The sequence below is a fragment of the Paludisphaera borealis genome (assembly GCF_001956985.1).
Classification (GTDB): Bacteria; Planctomycetota; Planctomycetia; order Isosphaerales; family Isosphaeraceae; genus Paludisphaera; species Paludisphaera borealis.
In genome coordinates, this window is the sequence record NZ_CP019082.1 from 1,511,937 (window position 1) to 1,525,275 (window position 13,339).

General features: G+C 65.2%; 8 protein-coding genes. 5 read left to right on the plus strand and 3 right to left on the minus strand.

Features of this window, described 5'->3' with window-relative positions:
- Nucleotides 1-62 precede the first annotated feature (62 nt).
- Both BSF38_RS05850 and BSF38_RS05855 read left to right on the plus strand, forming a co-directional pair.
- A complete protein-coding gene (locus BSF38_RS05850) occupies nucleotides 63-4,571 on the plus strand; it encodes an efflux RND transporter permease subunit (RefSeq protein ID WP_076343884.1) in 4,509 nt (1,502 codons plus the stop codon).
- Nucleotides 4,572-4,688: 117 nt separating this feature from the next.
- Nucleotides 4,689-6,293: a TolC family protein gene (locus BSF38_RS05855; RefSeq protein WP_076343886.1), complete on the plus strand. Its 1,605-nt coding sequence runs from the start codon at nucleotides 4,689-4,691 to the stop codon at nucleotides 6,291-6,293.
- A 43-nt stretch (nucleotides 6,294-6,336) separates the two neighbouring features.
- Here BSF38_RS05855 and BSF38_RS05860 read toward each other — a convergent pair whose 3' ends face one another.
- Entirely contained in the window at nucleotides 6,337-7,791 is a 1,455-nt protein-coding gene (locus tag BSF38_RS05860) for an arylsulfatase (RefSeq protein ID WP_076343888.1), read from the minus strand.
- Between the two features lie 502 nt (nucleotides 7,792-8,293).
- On the opposite strand from BSF38_RS05860, the gene BSF38_RS05865 reads away from it, so the two are divergent.
- From BSF38_RS05865 to BSF38_RS05875, 3 genes are read left to right on the plus strand one after another with little or no spacing between them, the layout of a single operon-like run.
- Nucleotides 8,294-8,494, plus strand: coding sequence for a hypothetical protein (locus tag BSF38_RS05865; RefSeq protein ID WP_076343890.1), 201 nt, complete (start codon nucleotides 8,294-8,296; stop codon nucleotides 8,492-8,494).
- Complete coding sequence (locus BSF38_RS05870) at nucleotides 8,491-9,873, plus strand: class I SAM-dependent methyltransferase (RefSeq protein ID WP_076343892.1); 1,383 nt, start codon at nucleotides 8,491-8,493, stop codon at nucleotides 9,871-9,873. Before BSF38_RS05865 ends, BSF38_RS05870 begins: the two co-directional genes overlap by 4 nt.
- Complete coding sequence (locus BSF38_RS05875; protein ID WP_076343894.1) at nucleotides 9,873-11,507, plus strand: hypothetical protein; 1,635 nt, start codon at nucleotides 9,873-9,875, stop codon at nucleotides 11,505-11,507. Before BSF38_RS05870 ends, BSF38_RS05875 begins: the two co-directional genes overlap by 1 nt.
- Before the next feature lie 78 nt (nucleotides 11,508-11,585).
- On the opposite strand, the gene BSF38_RS05880 is transcribed toward BSF38_RS05875, so the two are convergent.
- Both BSF38_RS05880 and BSF38_RS05885 read right to left on the minus strand, forming a co-directional pair.
- Nucleotides 11,586-12,557, minus strand: a complete 972-nt coding sequence (locus tag BSF38_RS05880) for a hypothetical protein (protein ID WP_076343896.1) — start codon at nucleotides 12,555-12,557, stop codon at nucleotides 11,586-11,588.
- Nucleotides 12,558-12,561: 4 nt separating this feature from the next.
- Complete coding sequence (locus BSF38_RS05885) at nucleotides 12,562-13,203, minus strand: RNA polymerase sigma factor (protein ID WP_076343898.1); 642 nt, start codon at nucleotides 13,201-13,203, stop codon at nucleotides 12,562-12,564.
- Nucleotides 13,204-13,339 lie beyond the last annotated feature (136 nt).

The window sequence follows — 13,339 nt, forward strand, 5'->3', positions numbered from 1 at the left end:
ACGCTCGCCAGAGCGTTTCCAGGTCGATGCCCTCATGACTCGCATCGAAGGGACCTGAGACCATGAACCCGATCGTCTTCGCCATGAGGCGGCCGCTCACCGTGATGGTGCTCGTCGTCGCCGTGGCGCTCGGGAGCGGCCTCGCACTCATGCGGATGCCGATCGACGTCTTCCCGAACCTGAACCTCCCGGTCGTGTACGTCTGCCAGCCCTATGGCGGGATGGACCCGGCCCAGATGGAGGGGCTGCTCACGAACTATTACGAATATCATTTCCTCTACATCGGTGGCATCCACCACGTCGAATCGAAGAACATCCAGGGCATGGCCCTGATGAAGCTCTTCTTCCACCCCGGCACCAACATGGCCCAGGCGATGGCCGAGACCATCGGTTACGTCACGCGGTCGCGCGCCTTCATGCCGCCGGGGACGGTCTCGCCGTTCATCACCCGGTTCGACGCGGGGAGCGTCCCGGTCGGCTATCTCGTGCTCTCCAGCGAGACGAAGAGCATCGGCGAGATCCAGGACCAGGCCCTCTTCAAGGTCCGGCCGATGTTCGCGGGCCTCCCCGGCGTCTCCGCGCCGCCGCCGTTCGGCGGCAGCCAGCGGACCGTCGTCGTCCGCGTCGACCCGGACCGGCTCCGCTCGTACAAGATGTCGCCCGACGAGGTGATCAAGGCCCTCGCCTCCGGGAACGCGATCAGCCCGTCGGGGAACGTTCGGATCGGCGACGAGATGCCCATCGTCCCGATCAACTCGCTCGTCAAGCAGGTGGACGACCTCAAGACCATCCCCATCCGACCGGGCGCGAACCCGACCGTCTACCTTCGCGACGTCGCGACCGTGCAGGACTCGACCGACGTCACGACCGGATACGCCCTCGTGAACGGACGCCGGGCGGTCTACATCCTGGTGACCAAACGGGCGGACGCATCCACGCTTTCGGTCGTGAAGAACGTCAAGGCGGCGATCCCTTCGATGCAGGCCGTCCTCCCCGACGACATCAAGGTCGGCTTCGAGTTCGACCAGTCGCCGACCGTGACGAACGCGATAGCGAGCCTCGCCACCGAAGGGGCGTTGGGGGCCGTGCTCACCGGGCTCATGGTGCTCGTCTTCCTCCGCGACTGGCGGAGCGTCGTCGTGGTCGTCCTGAACATCCCGTTCGCCCTCTGCGGGGCTGTCGTCGCCCTGTGGCTCACTGGCCAGACCCTGAACTTGATGACGCTCGGCGGTCTCGCGCTCGCCATCGGCATTCTGGTCGATGAGGCGACTGTCGAGATCGAGAACATCCACGCCAAGATGGAGCACACGGAGAACATCCCGCGCGCGGTTCGCCAGGGGAACCTCGACACGGCCGTGCCGAGGCTGCTCGCGATGCTCTGCATCCTCGCCGTCTTCATCCCTTCGTTCTTCATGCAGGGGGCGGCGCAAGCCCTTTTCGTCCCGATGTCGCTCGCCGTCGGCTTCGCGATGGTCTCGTCTTACCTGCTCTCCAGCACCTTCGTCCCGGTTCTCTCGGCGTGGCTTCTCAGACACCATGGTCAGCCCGAAGGACGAGCCCCGAGGCGGTCGCTGTTCGACGGCTTCCGCGATTCCTACGGTCGAGGTCTCGAATGGACCGTTCGACTTCGATGGTTCGTCGTCCCCGGCTACCTCGCCGCGGTGTTGGTCGTCGCTTACGGCGTTGGACGGCAGCTTGGCCTGGAGATTTTCCCACGGGTCGATTCCGGACGGTTTCAGCTTCGGATCAAGGCACCCGCCGGGACGAGGATCGAGAAGACCGAACAGATCGCCAAGGCGGCCCTTGAGGCCGTGAGAAACCAAGCCGGCGAACATGCGGTCGAGATTTCAGTCGGCTACGTCGGCCTGATCCCGTCGAGCTACCCGATCAATGCGATCTACCAGTGGACCGGAGGGCCCGAGGAAGTGCTCCTGAGGGTCGCGCTCCACGAGGAAGCGAAGATCGACGTCGAGGCCCTGAAAGGGCGACTTCGCGAACAGCTCACCGCCCAGATGCCGAACGTACAGTTCTCGTTCGAGCCGGCGGACATTGTCAGCGACGTCATGAGCTTCGGCTCGCCGACGCCCGTCGAAGTTGCTGTGAGCGGACCGAATTTCGCGGACGACCGGGCCTTTGCAGGGAAGGTCAAGGATGAACTCGCCAAGGTTCCGTCGCTCCGCGACCTCCAGTACGCTCAGACCCTCGACTACCCGACCGTGGGGGTCGAGATCGACCGCGAGCGCGCCGGGGTCAGCGGGGTCACGGCGGAGGAGGTCGCTCGATCGCTGGTTACGGCCACGTCGTCCAGCCGCTTCGTGGTCCCGAATTACTGGCCCGATCCGAAGTCCGGCATCGGCTATCAAGTCCAGGTCGAAATCCCCATCGCCCTCATGGATTCGGTGAAACAGGTCGAAACGATTCCCATCCAGCGATCGGGAGGACCCTCGCTCCTGCTTCGAGACGTGGCCAAGGTGAGTCGGGGAACGATGCCCGGAGAATTCGACCGCTATAATATGAAGCGGTCCATCAGCCTCACCGCCAACATCGCGGGCGAGGACCTGGGGAGAGCCGCAAGCCGCGTCTCCGAGGCCATCGAACGAGCGGGAACCCCGCCCAAGGGCGTCAGCGTCGACATCCGGGGACAGATCGTGCCGATGCGAGAAATGCTCACCGGGCTCTCAGCCGGCCTTGCGATGTCCATCGTGGTCATCCTGCTGCTGCTGACCGCGAATTTTCAATCGGTGCGGCTCGCCCTGGTCGCCGTCTCGACCGCGCCCGCGGTGGTCTGCGGGGTGGTCGTCGCGTTGTGGCTCACCAGGACGACGATCAACATACAGTCGTTCATGGGGGCGATCATGGCGATCGGCGTGGCGGTCGCGAACGCCATCTTGCTCGTGACTTTCGCAGAGCGGAGACGGCGAGAGGACTCCGCCGAGGCGACCGAGGCGGCGGTCTTCGGCGCGAAGGGGCGCCTGCGGCCCATCCTCATGACGAGCTGCGCCATGACGGCCGGCATGGTCCCGATCGCCCTCGGCTGGGGCGAAGGGGGCGAGCAGACTGCGCCGCTCGGCCGGGCCGTCATCGGGGGGCTCGTCGCCGCGACCATGGCCACGCTCGTCGTCCTCCCTTCCGTGTTCGCGATCGTCCAGGGGTGGACCGGCCGGCACTCCGCGTCCGTCGACCCGGACGATCCCGAGAGCCGCTACTTCGATCATCCGGCCGGGCCGACCGTTCCAGTCTCGGCGCGTCTCGCCGCCCTCGGCGCGCTCGTCCTACTGATCGCGGGCTGCGGGAAGCCGACCGGCGAGGCGGCCGTGAAATCGGCGACGGCCGGCGCCCAGGCGGTCGCCCGAGTCGCGACGGTCGCCCCGGCGCGGACGACCATCCGGCGGACGAGCGAGCAGCCGGGCCAGATCGAGGCGTTCGAGGTTACGGCCATCCACGCGAAGCTCGCCGGCTACGTTCGGGCCGTCGTCGTCGATATCGGCGACCGCGTGAAGAAGGGCCAGGTGATGGCCGAGCTTCGGGTCCCGGAAATCGAGGCGGACCTGAAGCAGAAGCGGGCGATGATCGATCAGGCCCAGGCCGAGAAGAAGCAGGCCGAGGCGACGGTCGAGGTTTCCCGGGCGGGGGTCGCGAGCGCCGAGGCGAAGGTCACGGAGATTCAGGCCGGCATCCGGAGGTCCGACGCGGACGTCGCCCGATGGCGGTCGGAGTTCGCTCGCATCGACCAGTTGGTTCGCGAGCGAGCGCAGACCGGGAGTCTTCTCGACGAGACCAGGAACAAGCTCAAGGCGGCCGAGGCGACTCAGGAGGAGGTGCGGGCTCAGGTCAAATTTGCGGAAGCCGCGCTCGCCGAGGCCAGGGCCGTTCTCGCTAAGGCGCGCTCGGATGTTCAAACGGCGATCGCCCACATCGAAGTCGCCCGCTTCGACGCTGAGCGGGCCGAGGCGATGGAGAGCTACACGAAGATCGAGGCCCCCTACGACGGCGTCGTCATTCGCCGGCAGGTCGACACCGGCCGGTTGACGACGCCGGGCGCCACGGGCGAACCGCTCTTCATCGTCGCCCGCTCCGACGTCGTCACGATCTCGGTCGGCGTCCCCGAGGCGGAAGCCCCCTTCGTAAACGCTGGAGATGCCGCGCGTGTTCACGTGCTCGCCCTCGACGGCCGGACGTTCGAGGGCAAGGTGACGAGGACCGCGTGGGCGCTCGAATCATCGACGCGGACCCTCCTGACCGAAATCGACCTCCCGAACCCAGACGACGCCCTTCGTCCGGGGCTCTACGCCTACGCGACGATCGTCGCCGAGGAACACAAGAACGCGTTGACCTTGCCGTCGACGGCCATCGTCAAGGACGGGGAGAAGTCGTTCTGCGTGGCCGTCTCGGGCGACCGGGCGCATCGAAAGGAAATCAAGGTCGGCCTGAGCGACGGCAAACGCACGGAGGTGCTCTCGGGCGTGGAGGACGGCGAGCAAATCGTCGAAGCGAACGCCGCGTCGCTCGCCGACGGCCAAGCCGTCGAGACAAGCAAGCCCCAGGAGGGGCCTTCCAGGACGAAGAGTTGACCCAACCCGCAAAATCGAGCCCGCGGCCGTCTTCCTTGGCGCGACCGGCTCATGTCGTCGGACCGGCAAGAACGACACATAGAGTAAGTCCGAAACCGCGAGGCCAAGGAGGGCCTGATGAACTTCAGGACGCTGACCAGGAAGACCTGGCTCATTGGGCCGGCGGCCGTGGCTCTCATGCTCGGCGCCGCCCAGCCGCAAGCCGCGCCCCGGGGCGCTCGGCCTGCGGAGCCGGCGCGGCCTGCAGCGCCCTCCGATTCGGATGCGCTCCCGCAGCCCCTTCCCGACGAACCGACGCCGGCCGAGCCCGCAGCCCTGGCGACGTCTTCCGACTCCACTCTGGGTGCCCCCCTTGTGCCGGAGCAGGAGATCCTGCCGATCGACCTTCCCGGCGCCCTTCGCCTCGCGGGGGCGCGCGACCTCGACATCGCCATCGCCCGCGAACAGGTGTTCGAGGCGCTCGCCGCATTGCAACAGGCTCGCGTGTTGTGGCTTCCGAGCATCTACATCGGACCGAACTGGATTCGACACGACGGCCAGGCTCAGACCGTCGAGGGGAAAGTCGAAACCATCAGTAAGAGTTCGTTGTTCCTCGGCGGCACGGCCGCCGCCGGATCGAGCGTCTCCGGCCCGGTGCCGGCCGGCGGTCCCGCCCAGGTCTCGGGGCTCACCTCCATCCTCCGATTCTCGGACGCCATCTTCGAGCCTCTCTCGGCAAGCCAGGTCGTTGAAGCCCGCAAAGCTACGATCCAGACCGCGACGAACGACGCCCTGCTCGGCGTCGCGGAATCCTATATGGACCTTCAGCAAGCGGCTGGCCGGCTCGCCATCGCCCGCGAAGCCGCGGCGAACGCCGAGAGTCTGGCGAGCCTCACCGCCTCCTATGCGCGGAGCGGAGCGGGCCTCGAAGCCGACTCGCGACGCAGCCTCGCCGAGCGGGACCGACAGCGGAAGAACGTCGAACTCGCCGTGGGGGAGCTTGAGACCGCATCGGCCGAACTCGTCCGTCGCACGAGGCTCGATCCACGCCTGGTCGTCGCGCCGATCGAGCCCCCCGAGATGGTGCTCCGGATCGTCCCCGACGGCTGTTCGGTGGACGATCTGGTCATCACGGGCTTGAGAAGCCGGCCGGAGCTCGTCGAGGCTCAGGCGCTCGTCCAGGCGACCATCATCCGCCTCAAGCAAGCGAAGCTCAGGCCGTTCATCCCGAGCCTCGCCTTCCGCTACTCGGGCGGCGGGTTCGGCGGCGGCGCCAACGGTTTCTTCGGCGATTTCAGTTCCCGGAGCGACGCCGACGTGAATCTCTACTGGGAACTCCAGAACCTGGGATTCGCCGACCAAGCCATCGCCAAGCAGCGGGCGGCCCAGCAACGCACGGCGAATCTCCAACTCTTGAAGATCCAGGACCGTGTCGCGGCCGAGGTCGTCGGGGCCGAGAAGCAGCGGATCGCGGCGTCGCGGCGAATGGAAGCCGCGAGTCGAGCCCTGCCCGAAGCCCAGGCGTCGCTCTCACTGAACTTGACGAACATCCGCCGAGGAGCAGGCCTCCCGGGGGCGACTCGTCCCATCGAGGTCCTTCAGCCCATCCAGGCCTTCGCCCAGGCGCGGACCGACTACCTGGACGCCGTCCTCGCCTACAACCGGGCCCAATTCCGACTCCTCCGAGCCCTGGGACGGCCCACAAGTCTTGAGCACGGGACGACGCAGGCAGCCCGTCGCTGATCCCAGCTTGGACAGGTGAAAATGGGGCGCAGCTCAGATCGTGCTAGCTCTTGGGAGCCGCCGACGCACCTTCACCAAACTGCTTCTCGTACCATTCTTTGTACGGGTTGACCTTGGGGCCGACCGCGTCTTCGTTTTCGAGGCGGGGGAGGACGTCCAGCCACCAGGCTTCGTAAGCCTTACGGAGCCGGGCGAGGACGTCGGGGTGGGCGGCGGCGACGTCGGTCTTCTGACCGGGGTCGGTTTGAAGGTCGTACAGCTCGGCGTTGTTGACGAGGGCGTAACGGTCGTCACGGATCGACACGCCGACGTACTTGAACGACTCGACCTTGCCGCGCTCCCAGCGGCCGACGTGGGCCACGAGCGTCCGGTTGGGCCAGTCGATTTTTTGATCCTTGAAGAACGGGACGAGGCTTCGGCCTTCGACTTGCCGGCGCGCTTCGGGGGAGAGGTCGGCGCCGACGACTTCGGCGATCGTGGGAAAGACGTCGATGTGGGCGGTCAGGGCCGAGACGTCGCGGCCCCCTTCGATCGCCGCGGGCCATCGCCAGAACGCCGGGACGCGGATACCGCCCTCGTAGGGCGTCACCTTCGCGCCGCGCATGCCGGCGTTGAAGATCGGGACGCCGATCGTCCCGCCGTTGTCGGTCATGAAGATGACGAGGGTGTCGCGTTCGAGTCCCCACTGCTTCAGGGCCGCCGTCAGCCGGCCGAAGTTGTCGTCGATGTTCTCAATCATGCCGTAGAACCGGGCGACGTTCTCGGGGACCTCGCCGGCGTGGCGTTTGGCGTAGTCGGCCGGGCATTGCAAGGGCGTGTGCGCCGCGTTGGGGGTGATGAAGGCGAAGAACGGCGCGTCGGCCTTGCGCTTGGCGTCGATCCACGTGAGGGCCTGGTTGAAGAACACGTCGGTGCAGTAGCCGTCGGTCTTCTCGAAGACGCCGTTGTGGCGGATCGCCGGGCTGAAGTAGGTGTTGCCGGGGGCGTCGCCGCAACTTCCCGGGTAGCTCTGGCCGATCCCACCGGCTCCATGGACGAACGTCTCGTCGAACCCCCGGCGCTCGGGTTGATACGCCTGCTCGTCGCCCAGGTGCCACTTGCCGAAGATCCCGGTCGTGTAGCCGTCGGCCTTGAGCACCTGGGCGAAGGTCGTCGCCTTCAGGCTCAGCCGCTCGCGCTCGGCGATCGTATGCGTCACCCCCGACTTGAACTCATGCCGCCCCGTTAAAAGCGCGGCGCGGGTCGGGGCGCAGGTCGGGCTGACGTGGAAGTTCGTGAACCGGACGCTCTGCTTCTGGAAGGCGTCGATGTTCGGCGTGTGGATGATCGGGTTGCCCAGGCACGAGAAGTCGCCGTAACCGACGTCGTCCGGCATGACGATGATGATGTTCGGCTTCGACGCCGGCGCGGCCGAAGCCGAGACGCCCGGCGCGAGGCACGCGATCCAAAAGCTGACTCCGATGGTGAACGGCAAGACCCGGACCCGATACGTCAACATGCACCTCCTCTTGGTTCGATCCGCGGGCGTTATCGCCGCCAGACATGCTGATGATCTGGTTCATCGTCCCCAGCCGGATTGTCGGTCGCGTCCGGGCGATAGGTCCAAAACTGCAAGATACCAGTGGACGGATCTCGCGGCTATCAGGTCGTCCTCGACCCGGTCGAGCCGACCGCCGTCCTGAAAACGAAACATCCTGGTGACTTCTCAGGCGACTCCATGGAATTCGCGTTTCCCTTGCACAAGCACGCGTCGCCATCGGTTGTGAAGAAGATTTAATATTGGGCGCTTTGATCCGAATCGTGCTTCCGTCCATGAATCCCTGCGCGACGCCGACGGCCACCAACCGCTTCATCGCATCGCGGGCGAGCCGTCACGGAACACTCTCAGAAAAGTCGGGACGCTTGCGATCGCGATATCGCTGAATTCCCTAGTCGGGTTCCGTCCGGGCGGATCGGAACATCAATGGATCAACCGTCAGGATCAGGATCGAAAGCAACCAATGGCCACATTATTCCTTGCCGATGTCGGGCCGCTGCTTGAACAGGCCGCTTTCACGTCGGTGTGGGCGTATCTCGACCCCGGCGCGGGAAGCATGCTCTTCCAGGTCGTGATCGCCGGCTTGTTGAGTTCGATGTTCTTCGCCAAGAATTCCTACCATCTCGTTCGGGGCCGGCTGTTCGCGAAGAAATCCAAGATATGATCACGCATGCACTGTCGGCGACGTCGTTCCGCGATCCCGCCGGCTTCATGTTCGAGGACGACGGGACCCTGTTCCGACAGGTCAATCGAACTTATCGCGGGCATTACGATCACCTCATCGCGTCGGGCCTGTACGAGGACCTGACTCGGGAGGATTTCCTCGTCCCGCACGAGGAGGTCGATTCGACGGGACCGGTTCCGGAGCTGGTCTACAAGGTCATCGCCCCCCGACCTGTCGAATTTATTTCCTATCCCTACGAATGGTGCTTCAGTCAACTTCGAGATGCCGCGCTTCTGACGCTGGCGGTGCAGCGCCAGGCGCTGGCGCACGGCATGTCGTTGAAGGATGCGAGCGTCTACAACGTCCAGTTCCATCGGGGCCGGCCGATCTTCATCGACACGCTCTCGTTCGAGACCTACCGCGAAGGCGAGCCCTGGGTCGCGTACCGCCAGTTCTGTCAGCACTTCCTCGCGCCGTTGGCCTTGATGAGCCTGGTCGACAGGCGGTTGAATCAGCTCTGTCGGACGAACCTCGACGGAATTCCGCTCGAGCTGGCGGCGCGACTCTTGCCGAATCGCTCCCGGCTCCGACCGGGCCTGGCGATCCACTTGCATCTGCACGCGTCGATGACTCGGTCGGTCGCGCGGAATCCCCGGGCCCCGAGCGGCCGACGGTTCAGCCGCCATGCGTTGCTCGGGCTGATCGACCACCTCGAAACGACGATCAACCGCCTGCGCGACCGCCCCGCCGGTCGAGGGTGGATCGAGTACTATCAGGACAACACCTATACGGCGGAGTCGATCGAGACCAAGGCGAGCGCGGTCGCCGCGCATCTGGACCGGGTCAAGCCCGGGCGCGTTTGGGATCTCGGGGCGAACACCGGCCGATTCAGCCGGATCGCGAGCGAACGGTCGATCTCCACGATCTCGTTCGATCTCGACGTCGACTGCGTCGAGGCCAATTATCAGGAGGTCAAGCGGCGGGCCGATCCCTTCCTCCTGCCGCTCGAACTCGATCTGTTGAACCCAAGTCCGGCGTCGGGCTGGTTGAACCAGGAGCGGCCCTCGCTACTTGATCGGGGGAAGCCGGACCTCGTCCTCGCGCTGGCCTTGATCCACCATCTGGCTTTCACGGGCAACCTGCCGCTGGAGGGCGTCGCCAGGTTCTTCGATCGGCTCGCCCCCTGGCTGGTGATCGAATTCGTCCCCCCGAACGATCCGCAAGTCGCGAGGCTCAGGCAGTCCGTCGACGGCCTGCACCATCGCTATGATCAGAGCCACTTCGAGTCGTGTTTCGGCCGGTATTTCGAGCTGGTGAATTCGCAGCCGATCCTGGATTCCGGCCGGGTCCTGTACCTGTTCCGCCGGAGAAGCGGGTGATGATGAGACGATGGGTTCTGCACCCGTTCCTGCTCGCGATCTACCCGATCCTGGCGCTTTTCTCGCGTAACGTATACGAGACGCGGCCGATCGAACTGGCGTGGCCGATCCTCCTGGTCGTGCTCGGGACTTCGGCGGTCTGGGCCGTATGGTGGCTCTTTGTGAGGGACGTTCAAAAGGCCGGCTTGCTCGCGAGCCTCTGCGTCGTCCTGTTTTTCACCGTAGCCCGAATCACCGAGATCGCGAACCATCAACTCAGCGAGCTGAGTGCGTACTGGGTGCAGACGTCGGTGAGAATCTGGCCTCCATACGCCATCGCGCCGGAGATCGTCTTATTCCTCGTTCTCTGCGCGCTGGTTGTGAGATGGGTGAAGAAGCCGGGGACGCTGACGGCCGCGCTCAACCTTTTCGCCATCGTCCTGATTGCGATGCCGGTGAGCTGGATCGCGCTGGCGAAGGCGTCGACCGAGTCGAGGGCGACCCGGCGCGTCGAGCCGTTCGCGATCGCGCCCTCCGCCGAAAGCCGGCCCGACATTTACTACATCATCCTCGACGCCTACGCGCGCACCGACGTGATGCAGGCTCTGTTCGACTTCGACAACAACCCGTTCCTTGAGAGCCTCGAGCGCAAGGGCTTCCACGTCACGAGGCGGAGTACGGCCAACTACTGCCAGACGCCCCTCTGCCTTTCCTCCTCGCTCAACTCCACCTACCTCGACGACCTGGTCCAGGGATTGGGCCGAGACCAGACCGAGCTGCGTGGTTTCATCGGCCGCAACCGAATCGTCGAGACGCTCCGGCCTCTCGGCTACAAGTTCGTGACCTTCTCGACCGGTTTCGAGCCGACCGAGCACCCCGAGGCCGACGCTTACTACGCTCCCTTCCACCAGCTAAGCGAGTTTCACCGCCTGCTCGTCGACGTGACGCCGCTGGGCGCCTTGTTTCTCAACCCGAGTCGCGCGGACCTGTTCACGATGGCGCGCGAGCGGGTCTTGTACCTCCTCGACAACCTGGCGGACGTGGCCGCCGACCGCACGCCGACGTTCACCTTCGCGCACATCCTTTGCCCGCATCCTCCGTTCGTGTTCGGCGAGGATGGAGAAGACGTGAGCCATCGCGACGATCGGTTTTTTCTGACCGACGGCCAGAAATTCCTGGGAACGGCGGCCGATCCGGAGATCTATCGACGAGGCTACCGCGCGCAGGCGATCTTCTTGACGCGGCGGATCGAGCAGGTCATCGACCGCATCCTGGCAGAGTCGCCCGAGCCGCCGATCATCATCCTGCAATCGGATCACGGTTCAGGCTGGAAACTCGACATGCACAGCCTCGACCGCACCGATCTGAAGGAGCGGATGAGCATCCTGAACGCCTACTATTTCCCGGGCCAGCGCTATCACGAGCTGCGGGACACGATCTCGCCGGTGAACTCGTTCCGGGTCGTCCTGAACACCTTCTTCGGCGGCCGGCTTCCCTATCTGCCCGACCAGAGCTTCTATTCGACCTGGGACGACCCGTACGCGTTCATCGACGTCTCATCGAGGGTCCACGGCCGGCTCTATGACGAGGAGCCGCAGGCGACTCCAGAAGCTTCGGAACTGGAGCCAGAACCGGATTCGACTTCGGGCGAATAGTCGCGTCGGAATCAAAACAACCCGGGAGTTCCCGGGTTGTTGGTTCGATCACGACTTGCGGCGAGGTTCGAGTCCGATTCAGCGGTTGTCGGAGCCGACGAACGGCACCATGACGGGCAGGACGACGGCGTCGTGCTCGTTGAGGCCGGGCTGCATCTGGCGGGCGTTGTTGAGATAGAGGTCGAGGTCGTTGGGGCTGATCCGGCGGTTCGAGTGCCAGCGGACGCCGCCGTCGCTGTAGAGGACGTTCTGGCCGGAGCCGCCGTGGTTGGGGCTGTTACGGTCGATGACTCCGAGGTGGGCGTCCTGGGGCGGCTGGTCGGCGACCACCGCGATCAGCGAGGCCGGCCGGGCTTCGAGCGGGCCGAGGCGGCCCGAGCCGCGACGGTAGCCGGCGTTGTAACCGTAGTCCCAGGAGACGAGCTTCTGGTACTGCGCGGGGTCAGACTTCCGCAGGTCGTCGATCTGTTCGAAGGAGTCCATGCGGCCGGCGGCGTGCACGGCGCACTTGCCGTTGCAGGGGCAGTCGAGGACCGACAGGTCGGTGAGCATGCCGGCGTCGTGGAGGATCGCCGCGAACAGGCCGCTGTGCGCGTCGGCCCGGTCGTTCGGCGGGTAGGGATACGATGGGTGGAGCGTGGCGTATTGCGCCAGGCTGCTGCCGATCTGCGCCAGGTTGAACACGCACCCGGCCTGATTCATGCGTTCTCGCGACCGCTGAATGGCTGGCATCAGGGTGAGCAGGCCGGCGATGAAGATGGAGGCGGCGACCGCGAAATCCGCCCATCGAAAAGGGACCTGGACCGGAACGTAGTCGAGGATCGACCGGCCTTTGCTGCGGGAGTGGGCCACGAGAGCGAGGGTCCGGTGCGACAGGCCGGCGGGTGGGTTGAAGGTGTAGCCGTCGTCGACGAGCTGGTGGACGGCGTGGCGGACGCGGTGAGCCTTGGCCGCGAATTCCGGGTCGGTTCGACCGGCTTCCTCGAGCTCGCGTCTCCGCGGGTCGTCGAGCTGGCCAAGGGCGAAATCGAGCATCTCTTCGGAGTTCATGGCGTCAATCTTTCCCGTCCCGATGAGCGGTTCGTGCCATTTGCTGTAGCTTGGCGAGCGCGGCGTGCAGCCGCGACTTCACGGTTCCGACGGGGATCTTGAGAATATCGGCGATCTCGCGATATTTCAGATCCTGATGGTAGGCGAGGATCAGCGTCTGGCGAAGCGAATCCGGCAGACGTTCGATGCTGTCGCGCACCCACTGTTGTCTCTCCTGCTCCTGCAAGTCCGCAAGCGGGCCTGAATCGTCGTTGACGAGCATGTCCAGCAGCGACCCGCTCTCGGAATCGGCTTGCGCCGGGGCGAGACGCTGATCGAGGCTGACGGTCGGGTGCCTTCCCACTTTCCGGAGCGTGTCGACGGCCTGATGCGTGGCGATGGCGTAAAGCCAGGGACGAAACGGCCTGCCGTCCTCGTACAACCCTCGCTTCAAATGGATCTGTAAGAATGTGTTCTGGAACACATCCTCGGCCAGCGAAGGGTCCCCGAGATACCGCGCCAGGTAGCGGAACAGCTCGCGCTCGTAGCGGTGGACGAGCTCGTTGAACAAGACTTCGGCGCCGTGGTCGCGATACCGGCGCATCAGGTCCTCGTCCGTCAACTGGGCGAGGTCTTCCGCCGAATCCGACCCGATCACCTTAACCATAGCTACGCACCGCCGAGGCCGAAGGTTCAGCACTCGTTTCGAGGAAGTTCAGGACGCCGCCGCGACCGTCGGACCCCTTCGACATCGGGTCGAGAGGCCGTAAGCGAAAGAACTAGACGATCTTCAGTCGAAACCG

Bases quoted from the DNA above. Each gene is read 5' to 3' on its own strand.
- BSF38_RS05850 (WP_076343884.1), top strand. From the start codon at position 63: ATGAACCCGATCGTCTTCGCCATGAGGCGGCCGCTCACCGTGATGGTG.
- BSF38_RS05855 (WP_076343886.1), top strand. From the start codon at position 4,689: ATGAACTTCAGGACGCTGACCAGGAAGACCTGGCTCATTGGGCCGGCG.
- BSF38_RS05860 (WP_076343888.1), bottom strand. From the start codon at position 7,791: ATGTTGACGTATCGGGTCCGGGTCTTGCCGTTCACCATCGGAGTCAGC.
- BSF38_RS05865 (WP_076343890.1), top strand. From the start codon at position 8,294: ATGGCCACATTATTCCTTGCCGATGTCGGGCCGCTGCTTGAACAGGCC.
- BSF38_RS05870 (WP_076343892.1), top strand. From the start codon at position 8,491: ATGATCACGCATGCACTGTCGGCGACGTCGTTCCGCGATCCCGCCGGC.
- BSF38_RS05875 (WP_076343894.1), top strand. From the start codon at position 9,873: ATGATGAGACGATGGGTTCTGCACCCGTTCCTGCTCGCGATCTACCCG.
- BSF38_RS05880 (WP_076343896.1), bottom strand. From the start codon at position 12,557: ATGAACTCCGAAGAGATGCTCGATTTCGCCCTTGGCCAGCTCGACGAC.
- BSF38_RS05885 (WP_076343898.1), bottom strand. From the start codon at position 13,203: ATGGTTAAGGTGATCGGGTCGGATTCGGCGGAAGACCTCGCCCAGTTG.